Origin of the sequence: Streptomyces sp. CB03234, from assembly GCF_001905885.1 — a bacterium.
In the GTDB taxonomy this organism is placed as follows: Bacteria; Actinomycetota; Actinomycetes; order Streptomycetales; family Streptomycetaceae; genus Streptomyces.
In genome coordinates, this window is the sequence record NZ_LIYH01000001.1 from 453,517 (window position 1) to 472,610 (window position 19,094).

Consider the following 19,094-nt stretch of genomic DNA (forward strand, 5'->3'; position numbering starts at 1 on the left):
CAAGATCACATTGTGGGCCTCATCCCGCTTGCGGTTACTATGCAAGCTGCGTGCCCGTGTGTCTCTCTGACCGGGCCGAATCGGCCGGAACCGCCTGCAAGCGGCACCGGCAGAATCCAAGAATCAGCCACCAAGGAGACCGAACCGTGAAGAGCGCCGTGGAGACCCTGAACCCGACCCGGGTTCGGCTCACTGTCGAGGTGCCCTTCGAGGAGCTCAAGGACAGCCTCGACGCGGCGTACAAGAAGATCAACCAGCAGGTCACGGTCAAGGGCTTCCGCAAGGGCAAGATCCCGGCTCGTGTCATCGACCAGCGGTTCGGCCGTGGTGCGGTGCTGGAGGAGGCCGTCAACGACGCCCTCCCGAAGTTCTACACCGAGGCCGTCAACGAGGCCGACGTCAACCCGCTGGGCCAGCCCGAGGTCGACATCACCGAGCTGAAGGACGGCGAGCTGCTGGCCTTCACCGCCGAGGTCGACATCCGCCCGACCATCGAGATCCCGGACTACTCCGGCATCGAGGTCACCGTCGACGCCGTAGAGGTCACCGACGAGGACGTCGAGAAGTCCGTGGAGCAGCTGCGCGAGCGCTTCGCCTCCACCAACCCGGTCGAGCGCGCCGCCGCCGAGGGCGACGTCGTCACGATCGACCTGGAGGCCAAGGTCGACGGCGAGGTCCTCCCCGACGGTGTCGCCAGTGGCGTGCAGTACACGATCGGCTCCGGTGAGCTCCTCGACGGCATCGACGAGGCCGTGACCGGCCTGGAGGCCGGCGGCGAGGCCACCTTCACCTCGGAGCTGAAGGGCGGCTCCGCCGAGGGCAAGGAGGCCGAGGTCACCGTCAAGGTCACCCAGGTCGCCGCCCGTGAGCTCCCCGAGCTCGACGACGACTTCGCCCAGATGGCGTCCGAGTTCGACACCCTCGAGGAGCTGAAGGCCGACAGCCGCAAGCGCCTCGAGAACATGAAGCAGTACGACCAGGCCACCCAGGCCCAGGAGCGCGTCCTGGACGAGCTGCTGAAGCTGGCCGAGGTGCCGATCCCCGAGAAGCTCCTCGAGGACGAGGTCAACACCCGCAAGCACAACCTGGAGCACCACCAGCTCGGCCAGATGGGTCTGACCATCGAGAAGTACCTGGAGCTCCAGGGCAAGACCCTCGAGGAGTTCGAGGCCGAGACCCGCGAGCAGGCGGTCAAGGGCATCAAGACCCAGTTCATCCTGGACGAGCTGGTCAACAAGGAGAAGCTCAACGTCAACCAGGAGGAGCTCACCGAGCACCTCATGCGGCGCGCTGCCTCCTCCGGCATGAGCCCCGACCAGTTCGCCAAGGCCGTCGTCGAGGGCGGCCAGGTGCCGATGCTCGTCGGCGAGGTCGCCCGCGGCAAGGCCCTCGCGGTCGTCGTCGAGGCCGCCAAGGTCGTCGACACCAACGGTGAGCCGGTCGAGCTGGACGACGAGGACGAGGCCGCCGAGACGGTCGAGGCCTCCGCCGAGGAGTCCGAGGAGTCCGAGGGCAAGGGCGAGGACAAGACCGAGGCCTGAGCCCCGGCCCCGACCCCGGCATGAACGGTCCGACGGGCCCGATCCGCACCCCCGTGCGGTCGGGCCCGTCGCCGTACGGGGCCGACGCGGGCCCGGCGCGGCGCCGGCCCGGCCCCGGCCTGCCCTTGTCGGCCCAACTACCTTGCGCTCCCAGCGAACAGTTCGGGAACCGGGATGGCGTTGTCCGACCTGCGCGTTAGGGTCCATGAATACGAGGGCAGGCCATTACCCGCCCCCAGTACGCAACACGCTGAGACGGCCGGAGCCGTCAGAGACGAGCAGGTGGATACGTGACGAATCTGATGCCTTACGCCGCGGGTGAGCCGTCCATCGGTGGTGGCCTCGGCGACCATGTCTACAACCGGCTGCTCGGCGAGCGGATCATCTTCCTCGGCCAGCAGGTCGACGACGAGATCGCGAACAAGATCACCTCGCAGATGCTGCTCCTTGCCGCCGACCCGGACAAGGACATCTACCTCTACATCAACAGCCCGGGTGGCTCGGTGACGGCCGGCATGGCGATCTACGACACCATGCAGTACATCCCGAACGACGTCGTCACCATCGGTATGGGCATGGCGGCCTCCATGGGCCAGTTCCTGCTCACCGGCGGCAGCGCCGGCAAGCGTTTCGCGCTGCCGAACACCGACATCCTGATGCACCAGGGCTCCGCCGGCATCGGCGGTACCGCATCGGACATCAAGATCCAGGCCGAGTACCTTCTCCGCACGAAGAAGCGCATGGCCGAGATCACCGCGCGCCACTCCGGCCAGACCGTCGAGACGATCATCCGCGACGGTGACCGCGACCGCTGGTTCACCGCCGAGGAGGCCAAGGAGTACGGCCTGATCGACGACATCATGTCTGCCGCCGCGGGCGTTCCGGGCGGTGGCGGCACCGGCGCCTGAGCCGATGCGCCGTACGCCCCCACCCCCAGCCCGCCGAACGCCACCAGGATGGTGAACACCCACATGAGCAACTTCTCCGCGAGCGGCCTCTACACCGGCCCGCAGGTGGACAACCGGTACGTCGTCCCCCGCTTCGTCGAGCGCACCTCCCAGGGCGTGCGCGAGTACGACCCGTACGCGAAGCTCTTCGAGGAGCGCGTGATCTTCCTCGGCGTGCAGATCGACGACGCCTCCGCCAACGACGTCATGGCGCAGCTGCTGTGCCTGGAGTCGATGGACCCGGACCGCGACATCTCCATCTACATCAACAGCCCCGGTGGCTCCTTCACCGCGCTGACCGCCATCTACGACACGATGCAGTTCGTGAAGCCGGACATCCAGACGGTCTGCATGGGCCAGGCGGCGTCCGCCGCGGCCGTGCTGCTGGCCGCCGGCACCCCCGGCAAGCGGATGGCCCTGCCCAACGCGCGCGTGCTGATCCACCAGCCGTCCGGCGGTACGGGCCGCGAGCAGCTCTCCGACCTGGAGATCGCGGCCAACGAGATCCTGCGTATGCGTACGCAGCTGGAGGAGATGCTGGCCAAGCACTCCACCCAGCCGATCGAGAAGATCCGCGACGACATCGAGCGCGACAAGATCCTCACGGCCGAGGACGCCCTGGCGTACGGCCTGGTGGACCAGATCGTCTCCACCCGCAAGAGCACCGCCGCGGCGGCAGCCTGACGGCCCGACCTTCCCTTGGCACGGTGTGAACCGTGCCAAGGGGGGCCCGAACGAGGGGCCCGGCAAGGTACCGTCGGATATGAGGCACCAGGAGCCGGCTGAACCAAGCCGCTCCCAGGCGAAGGGGAAGCACCTCGTGGCACGCATCGGTGATGGCGGCGACCTGCTCAAGTGCTCGTTCTGCGGAAAGAGCCAGAAGCAGGTGAAGAAGCTCATCGCAGGCCCCGGTGTGTACATCTGCGACGAGTGCATCGACCTCTGCAACGAGATCATCGAAGAGGAGCTCGCGGAGACGAGCGAGGTCCGCTGGGAGGAACTCCCCAAGCCGCGCGAGATCTACGAGTTCCTGGAGGGGTACGTCGTCGGCCAGGAGCCGGCCAAGAAGGCCCTCTCCGTGGCGGTGTACAACCACTACAAGCGCGTCCAGGCCGGCGAGAACGGCGGCGGCGCGGGCCGTGACGACGCGATCGAACTCGCCAAGTCCAACATCCTGTTGCTGGGCCCCACGGGCTCCGGCAAGACCCTCCTGGCCCAGACCCTGGCCCGGATGCTCAACGTCCCGTTCGCCATCGCCGACGCGACGGCGCTGACGGAGGCCGGGTATGTGGGCGAGGACGTCGAGAACATCCTGCTGAAGCTCATCCAGGCCGCCGACTACGACGTCAAGAAGGCCGAGACGGGCATCATCTACATCGACGAGATCGACAAGGTCGCCCGTAAGAGCGAAAATCCGTCGATTACACGGGATGTGTCGGGCGAGGGCGTCCAGCAGGCCCTCCTCAAAATCCTCGAGGGCACCACCGCCTCGGTCCCCCCGCAGGGCGGCCGTAAGCACCCGCACCAGGAGTTCATCCAGATCGACACGACGAACGTGCTGTTCATCGTGGGTGGTGCGTTCGCCGGCCTGGAGAAGATCATCGAATCCCGGGCGGGCGCGAAGGGCATCGGCTTCGGCGCGACGATCCGCTCGAAGCGGGAGATCGAGGCGAGCGACCAGTTCCAGGAGGTCATGCCGGAGGACCTGGTGAAGTTCGGGATGATCCCCGAGTTCATCGGCCGCCTCCCGGTCATCACCTCGGTCCACAACCTGGACCGCGAGGCCCTCCTGAAGATCCTCGTCGAGCCCCGCAACGCGCTGGTCAAGCAGTACCAGCGCCTCTTCGAACTCGACGGCGTGGAACTGGACTTCGACCGCCCCGCCCTGGAGGCCATCGCCGACCAGGCCATCCTCCGCGGCACGGGCGCGCGCGGCCTGCGCGCCATCATGGAAGAGGTCCTCATGTCCGTGATGTACGAGGTCCCCTCCCGCAAGGACGTGGCCCGCGTCGTCATCACCGAGGACGTCGTCCACAACAACGTCAACCCCACGCTGGTCCCCAGGGTCGTCAAGGACCCGGGCCGCCACGAGAAGTCCGCGTAGCGCATACGCACACGAAAGGGCGCCCGCCCGGTTCCTCGAACCGGCCGGGCGCCCTTTCGTGTCGCGGCCCGTCAGGCCTTGACGCGGACTTCCTTGCGGAGCTTGGCGGTGAGGCTCGCAGCCTCGTCCGCCGACGTGGCCTTGCCGGTCATGAGGTCCGCCATGTTCATCGGCAACGTCCAGCCGAGCGTGCTGTGGTCACCCCAGACGCACATCTGCATGCGCATCTCCTTCGGCCCGGGGTCGGTGGAGCCCTCCTCGGCCTTGACCACTGCCTCCTGGCACTTCAGGACGGCGCCCGACAGCTCGGCCGGCTCGTAGGCCTTCGGGCTGCCGATCATCTGCGGTCCGTCGGCTTCCTTCTTGGACTCCTCCTGCATGTAAGCGAACATCGCGTCGATGACCTTCTCCGGGTCCGCGATCTCTCCGTACACGCCCTGGAAGTTGAGCATCTTGCCCGCGAGCGGGTTGCTTTCGTTCTTGACCTGCCACGCGGCGCCGACGGACGTGGCGTTCTTGACGCCCCACTTCTCCGCGTCCTTGAGGTCGTCCTTGGTCATGCCGTCACCCGTGTTGTTCGGGTCCTTCTTGTACTCCGTCAGCACCGTCTCCGGCGTCACCAGCTTGTGCGGGCCGTCGTCCGCGATGTCGGCGCCCGCGCCGCCCCCGAACACGAAGTACGCGCCCACGCCGAGCACCGCGACCACCGCGACCGCGCCGATGACCCAGCCCGTCTTCTTCTTCGGGGCCGGCGGCGGGGGCGGGGGGTAGGCGCCGGGGCCGGCGCCGTAAGGGGGCTGCTGCGGGGGCTGGCCGTAGGGGCCGGGCTGCTGCGGGTAGCCGTAACCCTGCTGCGGCACGCCCTGCGGGGGCGGGGCCTGCTGGGGGTAGCCGTAGCCGGGCTGGGGCGCCTGCGGCTGCTGGCCGTAAGGACCCGGCTGACCGTACGGTCCGGGCTGCTGGGGCTGTCCGCCGTACGGGCCCGGCTGGTTGTAACTCATTAAGGGGATCCCCCATCCGAATGCTTATGCGTTCCTCACATCCTGGCCGAAACCCATGCCGCGCGGGACGGCGGGGGGCACAACCGTTACCGAACAATCCCGTTTCAGTACGCGCCTGTGACACCTCTAAACTGGGCCCGTGACCGAGAACACTCAGCAGCAGCCAGCATCCGTCCCCGAACTGCCGACCCAGTACGCGCCGGCCGAGGTAGAGGGGAAGCTGTACGAGCGCTGGGTAGAGCGCGGTTACTTCACGGCCGACGCGAAGAGCGAGAAGCCCCCGTACACCATCGTCATCCCGCCGCCGAACGTCACCGGCAGCCTCCACCTGGGCCACGCCTTCCAGCACACGCTCATGGACGCCCTCACCCGCCGCAAGCGGATGCAGGGCTACGAGGCGTTGTGGCTGCCCGGCATGGACCACGCCGGTATCGCCACCCAGAACAAGGTCGAGCAGCAGCTCGCCGAGGAGGGCAAGTCCCGGCACGACCTGGGCCGCGAGGAGTTCGTCGAGCGCGTCTGGCAGTGGAAGGAGGAGTACGGCGGCAAGATCCTCGGCCAGATGCGCCGCCTCGGCGACGGCGTCGACTGGTCGCGTGAGCGGTTCACCATGGACGAGGGCCTGTCCAAGGCCGTCCAGACCATCTTCAAGAAGCTCTACGACGACGAGCTGATCTACCGGGCCGAGCGCATCATCAACTGGTGCCCGCGCTGCCTCACCGCCATCTCGGACATCGAGGTGGAGTACCAGGAGGACGACGGCGAGCTCGTCTCCATCCAGTACGGCGAGGGCGACGAGACCCTCGTCGTCGCGACCACCCGCGCCGAGACGATGCTCGGTGACACCGCCGTCGCCGTCCACCCCCACGACGAGCGGTACCAGCACCTCGTCGGCAAGCGCATCAAGCTGCCGCTGACCGACCGTACGATCCCCGTCGTCGCCGACACGCACGTCGACCCGGAGTTCGGCACCGGCGCCGTCAAGGTGACCCCGGCGCACGACCCGAACGACTTCGCGATCGGCCAGCGCCACGGCCTGGAATCCCTGACCATCATGGACGAGCGCGGCGTCATCACCGTCCACGGCCCCTTCCAGGGCCTGGACCGGTTCGAGGCGCGCAGCGCCGTCGTCGGCGCGCTGCGTTCGCAGGGCCGGATCGTCGCCGAGAAGCGGCCGTACGTGCACTCCGTCGGCCACTGCTCGCGCTGCAAGACCACCATCGAGCCGCGCCTGTCGATGCAGTGGTGGGTCAAGGTGGGCCCGCTCGCCCAGGCCGCCGGTGACGCGGTCCGCGACGGCCGGGTGAAGATCCACCCGGAGGACATGTCGAAGCGGTACTTCGACTGGGTCGACAACATGCACGACTGGTGCATCTCGCGCCAGCTGTGGTGGGGCCACCGCATCCCGGTCTGGTACGGGCCGGACGGCGAGGTCGTCTGCGTCGGACCGGACGACGAGGCTCCCACCGGGGAGGGCTGGACGCAGGACACCGACGTCCTGGACACCTGGTTCTCCTCCGGCCTGTGGCCGTTCTCCACGCTGGGCTGGCCGGAGCAGACCGCCGACCTCAAGAAGTTCTATCCGACCGACGTCCTGCTCACCGGCCACGACATCATCTTCTTCTGGGTCGCCCGGATGATGATGTTCGGCCTGTACGCCATGGACGGCGAAGTCCCGTTCAAGACCATCGCCCTGACCGGCCTGGTCCGTGACGAGCGCGGCAAGAAGATGTCGAAGTCCTTCGGCAACGTCGTCGACCCGCTGGACTGGATGGACGCGTACGGCTCCGACGCCGTCCGCTTCACCCTCGCCCGCGGCGCCAACCCCGGCACCGACGTCCCGATCGGCGAGGACTGGGTCCAGGCGTCCCGCAACTTCACCAACAAGATCTGGAACGCCACCCGCTTCGCGCTGATGAACGGCGCGACGGTCCAGGGCCCGCTGCCCGACCCGTCCCAGATGTCCGCCACCGACCGGTGGATCCTGTCGCGGCTGAACGCCACGGTCGCCGAAGTCGACGCGTACTACGAGGACTTCCAGTTCGCGAAGCTCTCGGACGCGCTCTACCACTTCGCGTGGGACGAGGTCTTCGACTGGTACGTCGAGCTGTCGAAGACCACGTTCTTCGGCGGCGGCGAGCCCGCCAAGGTGTCGGCCCGCGTCCTGGGCGAGGTCCTGGACGTGACGCTGCGGCTGCTGCACCCGGTGGCCCCGTTCGTCACCGAGACGCTGTGGACCTCCCTCACGGGCCAGGAATCGCTCGTCATCGCCGACTGGCCGGCCGACTCCGGCTTCCGCGACGAGGCCGCCGAGCGTGAGATCGAGCTGGTCCAGCGGGTCGTCACCGAGGTCCGCCGCTTCCGCAAGGACCAGGGCCTCAAGGACGGCCAGAAGGTCCCCGCCCGCCTGGACACGGCCGGCACGGCGCTGGCCCCGCACGAGGCCGCCATCCGCCAGCTGCTGCGCCTCCAGCCGGAGGGCGAGGGCTTCCACGCCACCGCCTCCCTGCCGGTCGCGGGCGCCACGGTCGCGCTCGACCTGTCGGGCACCATCGACGTGGCGGCGGAGCGCAAGCGCCTCGCGAAGGACCTGGCCGCCGCCGAGAAGGAGCGCCAGCAGGCCCACGCCAAGCTCGGCAACGAGGCGTTCCTCGCCAAGGCGCCGGACCAGGTCGTCGAGAAGATCCGTACGCGCCTGGCGAAGGCGGACGAGGACATCGCCCGTATCGAGAACCAGCTGGCGAACCTGCCCGAGGCGTGAGCCGTACGGCGGGGGAGTGGGGCCGCGTGCCCCGCACCCCCGCCGCATCCGCGTTGTCGGTGGTGCTCCGTAGACTGGCCCTGTGAGTGAGCAGCCCCCGTCCAGCGACAGCGACGACTTCGACGAGATCGTGGAAGCCGAGACCGACCGAGACCCCGACCTGGCGGTGATCGAGGCCGGCAGCCGTACGTTGCGTGCGCAGGCCGGTCCGCCCCCCGCCACCGAGGCCGTGCCCGCGCGGCCCACCGACCCGGAGGTGGACAAGGCGCTGCGGGAGGTGGAGCAGGAGCTCGCCACCCGCTGGGGCGAGACCAAGCTGGACCCGTCGGTGACGCGGATCGCGGCGCTGATGGACGTGCTGGGCGAGCCGCAGCGCGCGTACCCCTCGATCCACATCACCGGCACCAACGGCAAGACGTCCACGGCCCGGATGATCGAGGCGCTGCTGGGCGCGTTCGACCTGCGCACCGGGCGGTACACCTCGCCGCACGTCCAGTCGATCACCGAGCGGATCAGCCTGGACGGCGCGCCGATCAGCGCCGAGCGGTTCATCGAGACGTACCAGGACATCAAGCCGTACGTGGAGATGGTCGACACCTCCCAGGAGTACCGGCTGTCCTTCTTCGAGGTCCTCACCGGTATGGCGTACGCGGCGTTCGCCGACGCGCCCGTCGACGTGGCGGTCGTCGAGGTCGGCATGGGCGGCACCTGGGACGCGACGAACGTGATCGACGGTGACGTCGCCGTCGTCACCCCCATCGACCTGGACCACACGGACCGCCTCGGCACCACGCCCGGCGAGATCGCCGGCGAGAAGGCCGGGATCATCAAGCAGGGCGCCACCGTCATCCTGGCGCAGCAGCCGGTGGACGCGGCGCAGGTGATGCTGAAGAAGGCCGTCGAGGCCGACGCGACGGTGGCCCGCGAGGGCATGGAGTTCGGCGTCGTCTCGCGCGAGGTCGCGGTGGGCGGCCAACTGCTGACGCTGCGCGGGCTGGGCGGCGAGTACGAGGAGATCTTCCTGCCGCTGTACGGCGCGCACCAGGCGCACAACGCGGCGGTGGCGCTGGCGGCCGTGGAGGCGTTCTTCGGCGTGGGCGCCCAGGAGGCCCGCACGCTGGACGTGGACCGGATCCGCCAGGCGTTCGCCTCGGTGGTCTCGCCGGGCCGCCTGGAGGTGGTGCGGCGCAGCCCGACCGTGGTGCTGGACGCCGCGCACAACCCGGCGGGCGCGCGGGCCGCGGCCGGGGCCATCAGCGAGGCGTTCGGCTTCTCCCGGCTGGTCGGTGTCGTCGGCACGAGCGGCGACAAGGACGTCCGGGGCCTGCTGGAGGCGTTCGAGCCGATCTTCGCGGAGGTCGTCGTCACGCGGAACTCCAGCCATCGCGCGATGGACGCGGACGAGCTGGCCGCGATCGCCGTCGAGGTCTTCGGCGACGACCGGGTGGTGGTCGAGCCCCGCCTCGACGACGCGCTGGAGGCGGCGATCACGCTGGCGGAGGAGGAGGACGAGTTCGCGGGCGCGGGCGTCCTCGTGACGGGTTCGGTGATCACGGTCGGCGAGGCCCGGCTGCTGTTGGGGAAGGGCTGAGGTTTCTGATGCGTACGCTCTGCGCGTCCACGCTGATCGGCGAGTTCTTCGTGATCGGTTTCGCCGGGCTGGTGGCCATGAAGGACGACAGCCTGACGATGGGCACGGTCTGGACGGTGTGCGGTGTCCTCATGGCGCTGAGCGTCCTGCTCTGCGGGCTGATCACCCGACCGGGTGGGATACAGCTCGGCTGGGCGCTGCAGGTGGCGCTGATCGTGAGCGGTTTCGTCGTGCCGGTGATGTTCTTCCTGGGCGCGGTGTTCGCGGGGCTGTGGTGGGCGTCGGTCCACTTCGGCCGCAAGATCGACGAAGCCAAGGCCAAGTGGGCGGCCCAGCCGCAGTAACCGGTGGCTGCGCCCGGGGTTCCCGGGTGGGGGCCGGCGCCCCCACACCCCCGGGTCGGACCCCAACGGCACGCGTACGCGCATGGCCGACCCCGAAGGGCACGCCCGGCACGGGCCGTACCGGCGAGCTGGCCCGGCAGGGGCTGGCCCCGCGGGGGCGCGTCGTACCGGGGAGGCCGGCCCGCGCGGGGGCGTCCCGTGTGGGTGGGCCGCGCCGCGACGGCAACGCGGGACCCGGTGCCGTACCGCCGTATGGCCCCTGTAGCCTCTGCTCACCGCACACGTATGCCTGCAAGGAGCCGCAACACATGAGCCAGCGCACGCTCGTCCTTCTCAAGCCCGACGCCGTACGCCGTGGCCTGATCGGCGAGATCATCGGTCGTATCGAGCGCAAGGCCGGCTGGGCCATCACCGCGCTGGAGCTGCGCCACCTGGACCAGGAGACGCTGGAGCAGCACTACGGCGAGCACAAGGGCAAGCCGTTCTACGAGCCGCTGGTGGCGTTCATGTCGTCCGGGCCGGTCGTCGCGCTGGTGGTCGAGGGTGAGCGGGTCATCGAGGGTGTACGCCAGATGGCGGGGCCGACCGACCCGATCGCCGCAGCGCCCGGGTCCATCCGTGGTGATTTCGGCACCATCGTCCGGGAGAACCTGATCCACGCCTCGGACTCCGAGGAGTCAGCCATTCGGGAACTGAAGATTTTCTTCCCCGGCATTTCCTGACCGGCTGTCAGCCATACAGCGCTCATGACCTGGGGCGACCGATGGAATTTCGGTCGCCCTTCGGCATATGAACGCCACGATCGGGAACGCATCGCTCCGACACTTCGTCATCACTCATACAGAGGCGGGCCACCGCGCCGTGTCCGCGCAGGCGGGACTACGATGTGAATCTCCTCGCCACACCACCCACCTCGCCGACCTGAGAAGCCGTCAACGCTCTAATTGGGAAGGCCCGACGCATCCTCATGGGAAACAAGGGGAACTCAATGTCGTTCATCGGCCGTGACATGGCTGTCGACCTCGGGACCGCCAACACGCTGGTGTACGTGAGGGGTCGCGGCATCGTCCTCAACGAGCCGTCCGTCGTCGCGATCAACACCAACACCGGCGGCATCCTGGCGGTCGGCGCCGAAGCGAAGAAGATGATCGGCCGGACTCCCGGCAACATCGTGGCCGTCCGGCCGCTGAAGGACGGCGTGATCGCCGACTTCGAGATCACGGAGCGCATGCTCCGCTACTTCATCCTCAAGATCCACAAGCGCCGCTACCTCGCCCGCCCGCGGGTCGTCGTCTGTGTGCCTTCCGGTATCACCGGCGTCGAGCGCCGCGCCGTCATCGAAGCGTCCACCCAGGCGGGCGCCCGCCAGGTGCACATCATCGAGGAGCCCATGGCCGCCGCCATCGGCTCCGGCCTCCCGGTCCACGAGGCCACCGGCAACATGGTCGTCGACATCGGTGGCGGCACCACCGAGGTCGCCGTCATCTCGCTCGGCGGAATCGTCACGGCACAGTCCATCCGGGTGGCTGGTGACGAGCTGGACAACGCGATCATCCAGCACATCAAGAAGGAGTACAGCCTCCTCCTCGGTGAGCGGACCGCCGAACAGATCAAGATCACCATCGGTTCGGCGTACGACCTCGACACCGACGAGCACACCGAGATCCGCGGCCGGGACCTGGTCTCCGGGCTGCCCAAGACGGTCGTCATCTCGGCCGCCGAGGTCCGTAAGGCCATCGAGGAGCCGGTCAACGCGATCGTCGACGCGGTGAAGACGACCCTCGACAAGTGCCCGCCGGAGCTGTCCGGCGACGTGATGGACCGGGGCATCGTCCTCACCGGCGGCGGCGCCCTGCTGCGCGGCCTCGACGAGCGGCTGCGCCGGGAGACCGGCATGCCGATCCACATCGCCGAGGACCCGCTGGACTCGGTGGCGCTCGGCTCCGGCAAGTGCGTCGAGGAGTTCGAGGCGCTCCAGCAGGTGCTGGACGCCCAGCCGCGCAGATAGCACAACCCCAAAGGTCAGCCGTACGGGTGCTGCCAGACCCGTACGGCTGATCGTTGATCCGGTTGACCCGGTTGGTATAACGGCACAATCATTCCTACGAGGAAGGCACGGCCGCCCCACGTGAGGGACACACGAGAGAGCCGGCTGCTCCTGGTGCTGCTGGTAGCCATCGCGTTCGCGCTGATCACGGTGGACATCCGCGGCGGTGAGGAGTCACCCGTCGACGGCGCCCGACGGGCAGCCGCCACTGTCTTCGGCCCGGTGGAGAACAGCGTCGCGTCCGCCGTCAATCCGGTCGGCAACGCCATCGCGGCCGTACGGGACTCGGGCGACCGCCACAACCGCGTCGCGCAGCTGGAGCGGGAGAACGCCGCGCTCAAGGCGAAACTCGGCAGCGACGACCGCAACCGCAGCCGCGTGCGCGAACTCGACAACCTGCTGAAGAAGGCCGGCGCCGGCCAGTACGGCATCAAGGCGGCCGAGGTCATCGCCATAGGAGCCGCCCAGGGCTTCTCGTGGACGGTCACCATCGACGCCGGCTCCAACGACGGCATCAAGCGGGACATGACGGTCATCAACGGGGACGGGCTCGTCGGCCGCGTCACCACCGTCGGCCCCAGCACCGCCACCGTGCTCCTGGCCAGCGACCCGGACTTCACCGTCGGCACCCGCATGGAGAGGTCCGACGAGCTGGGCTTCGCCACCGGTCAGGGCGACCGCCCGCTGTCCGTGCAGCTCCTCAACGGCAAGGCCAAGGTCAAGCCCGGCGACCGGCTGGTCACCTTCGGCTCGCGGGCCGACAAGCCGTTCGTGCCGGGCGTCCCGGTCGGCGAGGTGATCCGCGTGGACCCCTCCACCGGCAACCTCACGCGGAACATCTTCGTACGCCCGTACGTCGGCTTCAGCAAGCTCGACATCGTCGGCGTCGTCGTCCAGGCCCCGCGCACCGACCCGCGCGACACCGTCCTGCCGCCCAAGCCCACGCCGGAGCCGACCGTCACCGTCACGGTGACCCCGTCCCCGACCGGGGCGCCCAGCGGCCCGCCGAGCGGACCGGCCGACGAACCGGGGGTGGAGTAAGACCATGCGCTTCAACCGGATCCTGCTGTCCACGACCCTCGTCGTCGTCGCCCTCGTCGTCCAGGTCTCGATCCTGGCCCGGCTCCAGCTGCCCGGCGCCGTCCCCGACATCCTCCTCCTCGTGGTCGTCGGCCTCTCCCTGGTGTACGGGCACGTCAGCGGCGCCCTCATCGGCTTCGGCGCCGGCCTCCTCGCCGACCTCGCCCCGCCCGCCGACCACGCCGCCGGGCGGTACGCCCTGGTCCTGTGCGTCATCGGCTACCTCGTCGGCCTCGCCAAGCCGGAGAACGGCCAGCTGCGCTCCGCCACCGGGCCCATGGTCATGGTGGTCGTCGCGGCCGTCGGCTCGACCCTGCTGTACGCGGGTGTCGGCGCCCTCGTCGGCGACACCGCCGCCCGCCACGTCGGCCTGGTCTCCCTGCTGATCACCGCCGTGATCTACGACCTGCTCCTCGCGCCGTTCACCGTCCCGCTGATCATGGCCCTCGCCAGACGCGCCGAGAACGATCCCCTCGCCGAGTCCACGAGCGCCGGCACCGACGTCGCCTCGGGGTTCATGGCGAACGGCACCGGCCTCAGGATCGGCGAGCAGCGCGGCGTACTGCGCATGAAGGCCGCCCGCAACAGGGCGGCACGGGCCGGGCGCATCAAGGGCGTCAAGCGACTGTGACCGAGGGGGCAACCGCGTCATGAGCAACATCCCCGAGACCGGCCGGACCCCCAGGGTCCAGATCCGGCTCATCGTCATCCAGGTCCTGGTCTTCTCGCTGCTCCTCACCCTCGGCGGCCGCCTCTGGTACCTGCAGATCCGGCAGGGCAAGGAGTACACCGACGAGGCGAAGAACAACCACGTCCAGCAGGTCGTCCAGCCCGCCGTGCGCGGCTCCATCCTCGACGCCCGGGGCGTCCCCCTCGCCGACAACGAGACCCGCCTCGTCGTCTCCGCGTCCCGTACCGAGCTGCTGAAGATGAAGGACGACGGCAAGGGCGTCCTGACCCGGCTGGCCGGCGTCCTGGGCATGAAGCCCAAGGACGTCATGGACAAGGTCCGCCTCTGCGACTCCGAGACGCCCCAGCCCTGCTGGAACGGCTCGCCCTTCCAGCCGATCCCCGTCACCGACGAGGCCACCACCCAGCAGGCCCTCCAGATCCGCGAGCGCGCCGAGGACTTCCCCGGCATCACCGCCGAACCCACCGCCGTACGCCGCTACACCGCGCCCGGCGGCGCCCGCACCGCCCAGGTCCTCGGCTACCTCTCGCCCGTCACCGACGAGGAGATCGAGGAGGCCAAGGACAGCGACTCGCCGTTCCTCCGCTCCGACATGGTCGGCCGCTCCGGCCTGGAGCGTACGTACGACAAGGCGCTGCGCGGCAAGGCCGGGGTGACCCGCTACGAGGTCGACAACCTGGGCCGGGTCCTCGGCGAAGCGGAGAGCGACCCGGGCAGGCCCGGCTCCAACGTCGTCACGTCCATCGACGCGCGCGTGCAGGCGGTCGCCGAGTACGAGCTCCACCAGGCGATGAAGACCGTCCGGAAGGAGACCGACAAGATCACCGGCCGCCCGTACAAGGCGGACGCGGGCGCCGTCGTCGTCATGGAGTCCAAGACCGGCCGTGTCGTCGCGATGGCCTCCCAGCCCGACTACGACCCCAACGTCTGGATCGGCGGCATCTCCGGCAAGGAATACGCCCAGCTCACCGACAAGAAGTCCAACTACCCGCTGCTCAACCGGGCCATCCAGGGCCAGGCACCGGCCGGCTCCGTGTTCAAGGTGGTGTCGGCGAGCGCGGCCGTGCGGGCCGGCAACCCCTTCGACGGCCGCTACAACTGCAGCAGCTCCTACAGCCTCGGCGGCCGGAGCTTCGCGAACTTCGAGTCCAAGGGGCACGGCCCCATCTCCCTCGGCGACGCCCTGAAGTTCTCCTGCAACACCGTCTTCTACCGCCTCGGCCACGAGGAGTGGCAGCGCGACGGCGGCCTCAAGCCGAAGAAGAACGCCAACGACTGGTTCTACCGGACCGCGCACGACTTCGGGTTCGGCTCCGAGACCGGCATCGACCTGCCCAACGAGGTCAAGGGCCGCATCCCCGACCGCCACTGGAAGCAGTCCTTCTGGGAGGCCAACAAGGACTCCTGGTGCAAGCAGGGCAAGAAGGGCGGCAGCTACGTCGAGCAGATCGCCTACGAGAGCTGCCTCGAAGGCAACCAGCTGAAGGCCTTCGACAGCATCAACTTCGCCATCGGCCAGGGTGACGTCCTCATCACCCCCGTCCAGCTGGCCACCGCCTACGCCGCCATCAGCAACGGCGGCACCCTCTACAAGCCCACCATCGGCAAGGCCGTGATCAGCCCCGACGGCAAGCGGATCGAGGAGATCAAGCCCAGGCCCCACGGCAGGCTGCCGGTCGACGCCGAGACCATTCGGGACCTCGACAAGGGCCTGCGCTCCGTCGTCGAGCCCGGCGGCACCGCCGCCTGGCGGTTCGGCGGCTGGCCGCAGGACAAGATCCCGATGCGGGCCAAGACCGGCACCGCCCAGGTCTACGGCAAGCAGACCACCTCGTGGTTCGCGACCTACACCGACGAGTACACGATCGTCATGACGATCTCCCAGGGCGGTACGGGCTCCGGCGCCTCGGGCCCCGCCGTACGCAACATCTACGACGCCCTCTACGGCCTCGACGACGCGGGCAACCAGGACCTCAAGCGTGCCCTGCTGCCCCAGCCGCAGAAGGAGCTGCCCAAGATCCAGCCGGACGGCACCATCGACGCGCCGGTCGTCAAGCCGTACGACCCCGACTCCCAGAAGGTCGACCCGGCCCAGCAGGGCGACGGGGAGCAGCAGCTCGCGGGTCCGCCCCCGGTCTGGAGGGACTGACCCACGATGGCCGGAACCAACAACTTCTCCGTCTCCCGCTACGCGCCCGACCGCGGCGCCTGGGCCAGGCTCACCGCCCGCGACTCGATGGTGCGCCGGCTCGACTGGCCGCTGCTGTTCTCCTCGATCGCGCTGTCCTTCCTCGGCTCGCTCCTGGTGTGGTCCGCCACCCGCAACCGCACCGAGCTCAACCAGGGCGACCCGTACTACTTCCTCTTCCGTCACGTCCTCAACACCGGCATCGGCATCGCCCTGATGGTCGGCACCATCTGGCTCGGCCACCGCACCCTGCGCGGCGCGGTGCCGGTGCTGTACGGACTGTCGGTGGTGCTCGTCCTGCTCGTCCTCACCCCGCTCGGCGCGACCATCAACGGCGCGCACGCGTGGATCGTGATCGGCGGCGGGTTCTCGCTCCAGCCCTCCGAGTTCGTGAAGATCACGATCATCCTGGGCATGGCGATGCTGCTGGCCGCCAAGGTCGACGCCGGCGACCAGGTCCACCCCGACCACCGCACGGTCGCCAAGTCCCTCGTCATCGCCGTCGTACCGATGGTCATCGTCATGCTGATGCCCGACCTCGGCTCGGTGATGGTCATGGTCGTCATCGTGCTGGGCGTGCTGCTCGCCTCCGGCGCCTCCAACCGGTGGATCTTCGGGCTCATCGGCGCGGGCATCATCGGCGCGGTGGCCGTCGCCGCGCTCGGCGTGCTCGACCAGTACCAGATCAACCGGTTCGCCGCCTTCGCCAACCCCGAACTGGACCCGGCGGGCGCCGGCTACAACACCAACCAGGCGCGCATCGCCATCGGTTCCGGCGGGCTGTACGGGGCGGGGCTGTTCAACGGCCACCAGACCACCGGGCAGTTCGTCCCCGAGCAGCAGACCGACTTCATCTTCACCGTCGCCGGCGAGGAACTCGGCTTCATCGGCGGGGCCACGATCATCGCGCTGCTCGGCGTCGTGCTGTGGCGCGCCTGCCGGATCGCCCGCGAAACGACCGAGCTGTACGGCACGATCGTCGCCGCCGGGATCATCGCCTGGTTCGCGTTCCAGTCCTTCGAGAACATCGGCATGACGCTCGGCATCATGCCCGTCGCGGGTCTGCCGCTGCCGTTCGTGTCGTACGGAGGATCGTCGATGTTCGCGGTCTGGGTGGCGATCGGACTGCTCCAGTCGATCAGAGTGCAACGGCCACTGGCCGCATAGACCGGGTACCACGGGGTATCCGGAAGCGAATGATGGCGGACACGAAGCGCGAGATCGAGCGGAAGTACGAAGCCGGCCCCGAGACCCGCCTCCCGGATCTCACCGGCCTACGGGGCGTCGCGGCCGTCGTCGACAAGGGCGTCGCCGAGCTGGACGCCGTCTACTACGACACCGAGGACCTCCGCCTGGCCGCCGCGTCCATCACGCTGCGCCGCCGCACCGGAGGCGACGACGCCGGCTGGCACCTGAAGCTGCCCGTCGCGCCCGGGACACGCGACGAGATCCGCGCCCCGCTGGAGGACGACGTGCCGCGCTCGCTGGCGGCACTGGTCCACGCCAGGACCCGGGGCGCCGCGCTCGTCCCCCTGGTACGGCTCCGCTCCCACCGCGACGTACGCCACCTCGTCGACGCCAAGGGCGCCCTGCTCGCCGAGGCGAGCACCGACACGGTCCGCGCGGAGCGCCTCGCGGGCGGGGACGGCGGCACCGTCGAGTGGACCGAGATCGAGGTGGAGCTCGCCGACGGCGGCGATCCCGCGTTCCTCGACGCCGTGCACAAACGGCTGCGCAAGAAGGGCCTGAAGCCCTCCGGTTCGGCGTCCAAGCTGGCCAAGGCGCTCACCGACACCGGATGGCGGCCGGCGGGGCCCCCGGAGCCGGACGGCACCGTCGGCGCCCGCATCCTCGCCCACCTGCGCGAACAGGCCGGCGAGCTGGTCACCTACGACGCGGCCGTACGCCGTGACCTGCCCGACTCCGTCCACCGGATGCGCGTCGCCACCCGCCGCCTGCGCAGCGCCTTCCGCACGTACAAGAAGATCCTGGACCCGGCCGCCACCGGCCCGGTCGCCGACGAGCTGAAGTGGCTGGCCCGCGAACTCGGCGTCGACCGCGACCAGGAGGTCCTCGCCGAGCGGCTCACCGCCCGCATCGACGCCCTGCCCGTCACGCTGCTCCTCGGCCCGGTCCGCGGCCGCCTCCGCGCCTGGGCCGGCGCCGGCCGCGCCGGATCACGCGGCCGCACCCTCGCCGTCCTCGACAGCGAGCGCTACACCGCCATCCTGGACTCCCTCGACGCCCTGCTCGCCGACCCGCCGCTGCGCCCCGCCGCCGGGAAGGACGCCACCGCCGTGCTGCCCCGGGCGATCCTGAAGGACCACGAGCGGCTCGCCGCCCGCATCGACCGCGCGCTCGCCCTGCCCGCCGGCCACGACCGTGACGTGGCCATGCACGAGGCCCGCAAGGCCGCCAAACGCGCCCGGTACGCCGCCGAGGCCGCCGCGCCCGTGCTCGGCAAGCCCGCGAAGCGGTTCGTCAAGCGGGTCAAGGCCGTGCAGAAGGTCCTCGGCGACCACCAGGACAGCGTCGTCGCCCGCGACACCCTCCGGGACCTCGCCATCAAGGCCCACGCGGCAGGGGAGACCGCCTTCACCTGGGGCCTGCTGTACGGCCAGGAGGAGGCGCGGGCGGCCGAGCGCGAGCGGGAGCTGCCGGAGGTGTGGGCGAGGGCCTCCCGGCCGGGGAAGCTGGGGGTGTGACCGCACGAGTGCCCGCTCGAAGACCCCCGCTGCCGCGGGGGCCCTTCGATCGCCGTGCTGAGGCGACTCGCAATCGCGTTACGCTTGAGAGTCG

General features: G+C 69.6%; 15 protein-coding genes. 14 read left to right on the forward strand and 1 reads right to left on the reverse strand.

The window, feature by feature from the left end:
- The first annotated feature begins 146 nt into the window (after positions 1 to 146).
- From tig to clpX, 4 genes are all read left to right on the forward strand, one after another.
- Positions 147 to 1,541, forward strand: a complete 1,395-nt coding sequence (gene tig, locus AMK26_RS02040) for a trigger factor (protein WP_073751201.1) — start codon at positions 147 to 149, stop codon at positions 1,539 to 1,541.
- A gap of 302 nt (positions 1,542 to 1,843) precedes the next feature.
- Entirely contained in the window at positions 1,844 to 2,449 is a 606-nt protein-coding gene (locus AMK26_RS02045; RefSeq protein ID WP_179166380.1) for an ATP-dependent Clp protease proteolytic subunit, read from the forward strand.
- A gap of 48 nt (positions 2,450 to 2,497) precedes the next feature.
- Positions 2,498 to 3,172 carry an ATP-dependent Clp protease proteolytic subunit gene (locus AMK26_RS02050; RefSeq protein ID WP_031070475.1) on the forward strand — a complete coding sequence of 225 codons (675 nt, stop codon included), beginning with the start codon at positions 2,498 to 2,500 and terminating at the stop codon, positions 3,170 to 3,172.
- A 136-nt stretch (positions 3,173 to 3,308) separates the two neighbouring features.
- Positions 3,309 to 4,592 (forward strand): ATP-dependent Clp protease ATP-binding subunit ClpX, encoded by a 1,284-nt coding sequence (gene clpX / locus AMK26_RS02055; protein WP_073751205.1) that lies wholly within the window; start codon positions 3,309 to 3,311, stop codon positions 4,590 to 4,592.
- Positions 4,593 to 4,663: 71 nt separating this feature from the next.
- Here the strand turns inward: clpX and AMK26_RS02060 are convergent, their stop codons facing one another.
- On the reverse strand, positions 4,664 to 5,593 hold the full coding sequence (locus AMK26_RS02060) for a hypothetical protein (protein WP_073751207.1): 930 nt from the start codon (positions 5,591 to 5,593) through the stop codon (positions 4,664 to 4,666).
- Between the two features lie 139 nt (positions 5,594 to 5,732).
- On the opposite strand from AMK26_RS02060, the gene AMK26_RS02065 reads away from it, so the two are divergent.
- The 10 genes from AMK26_RS02065 to AMK26_RS02110 all read left to right on the forward strand — a co-directional run bounded on the left by AMK26_RS02065 (position 5,733) and on the right by AMK26_RS02110 (position 19,000).
- Positions 5,733 to 8,354 carry a valine--tRNA ligase gene (locus tag AMK26_RS02065; RefSeq protein ID WP_073751209.1) on the forward strand — a complete coding sequence of 874 codons (2,622 nt, stop codon included), beginning with the start codon at positions 5,733 to 5,735 and terminating at the stop codon, positions 8,352 to 8,354.
- An 82-nt stretch (positions 8,355 to 8,436) separates the two neighbouring features.
- Complete coding sequence (gene folC / locus AMK26_RS02070) at positions 8,437 to 9,945, forward strand: bifunctional tetrahydrofolate synthase/dihydrofolate synthase (RefSeq protein WP_073751211.1); 1,509 nt, start codon at positions 8,437 to 8,439, stop codon at positions 9,943 to 9,945.
- An 8-nt stretch (positions 9,946 to 9,953) separates the two neighbouring features.
- Positions 9,954 to 10,289, forward strand: coding sequence for a DUF4233 domain-containing protein (locus tag AMK26_RS02075; RefSeq protein WP_073751213.1), 336 nt, complete (start codon positions 9,954 to 9,956; stop codon positions 10,287 to 10,289).
- 308 nt (positions 10,290 to 10,597) lie between these two features.
- Positions 10,598 to 11,011 (forward strand): nucleoside-diphosphate kinase, encoded by a 414-nt coding sequence (gene ndk / locus AMK26_RS02080; RefSeq protein WP_073751215.1) that lies wholly within the window; start codon positions 10,598 to 10,600, stop codon positions 11,009 to 11,011.
- A 266-nt stretch (positions 11,012 to 11,277) separates the two neighbouring features.
- On the forward strand, positions 11,278 to 12,297 hold the full coding sequence (locus AMK26_RS02085) for a rod shape-determining protein (RefSeq protein WP_073751217.1): 1,020 nt from the start codon (positions 11,278 to 11,280) through the stop codon (positions 12,295 to 12,297).
- Positions 12,298 to 12,417: 120 nt separating this feature from the next.
- On the forward strand, positions 12,418 to 13,377 hold the full coding sequence (gene mreC / locus AMK26_RS02090) for a rod shape-determining protein MreC (protein WP_073751219.1): 960 nt from the start codon (positions 12,418 to 12,420) through the stop codon (positions 13,375 to 13,377).
- A gap of 4 nt (positions 13,378 to 13,381) precedes the next feature.
- A complete protein-coding gene (gene mreD, locus AMK26_RS02095) occupies positions 13,382 to 14,047 on the forward strand; it encodes a rod shape-determining protein MreD (RefSeq protein WP_073751221.1) in 666 nt (221 codons plus the stop codon).
- Positions 14,048 to 14,066: 19 nt separating this feature from the next.
- Positions 14,067 to 16,256 (forward strand): penicillin-binding protein 2, encoded by a 2,190-nt coding sequence (mrdA, locus tag AMK26_RS02100; protein WP_073751223.1) that lies wholly within the window; start codon positions 14,067 to 14,069, stop codon positions 16,254 to 16,256.
- A gap of 6 nt (positions 16,257 to 16,262) precedes the next feature.
- Positions 16,263 to 17,462 carry a rod shape-determining protein RodA gene (gene rodA / locus AMK26_RS02105; RefSeq protein WP_073751225.1) on the forward strand — a complete coding sequence of 400 codons (1,200 nt, stop codon included), beginning with the start codon at positions 16,263 to 16,265 and terminating at the stop codon, positions 17,460 to 17,462.
- A 32-nt stretch (positions 17,463 to 17,494) separates the two neighbouring features.
- Entirely contained in the window at positions 17,495 to 19,000 is a 1,506-nt protein-coding gene (locus AMK26_RS02110; RefSeq protein ID WP_073752948.1) for a CYTH and CHAD domain-containing protein, read from the forward strand.
- Positions 19,001 to 19,094: the final 94 nt, after the last annotated feature.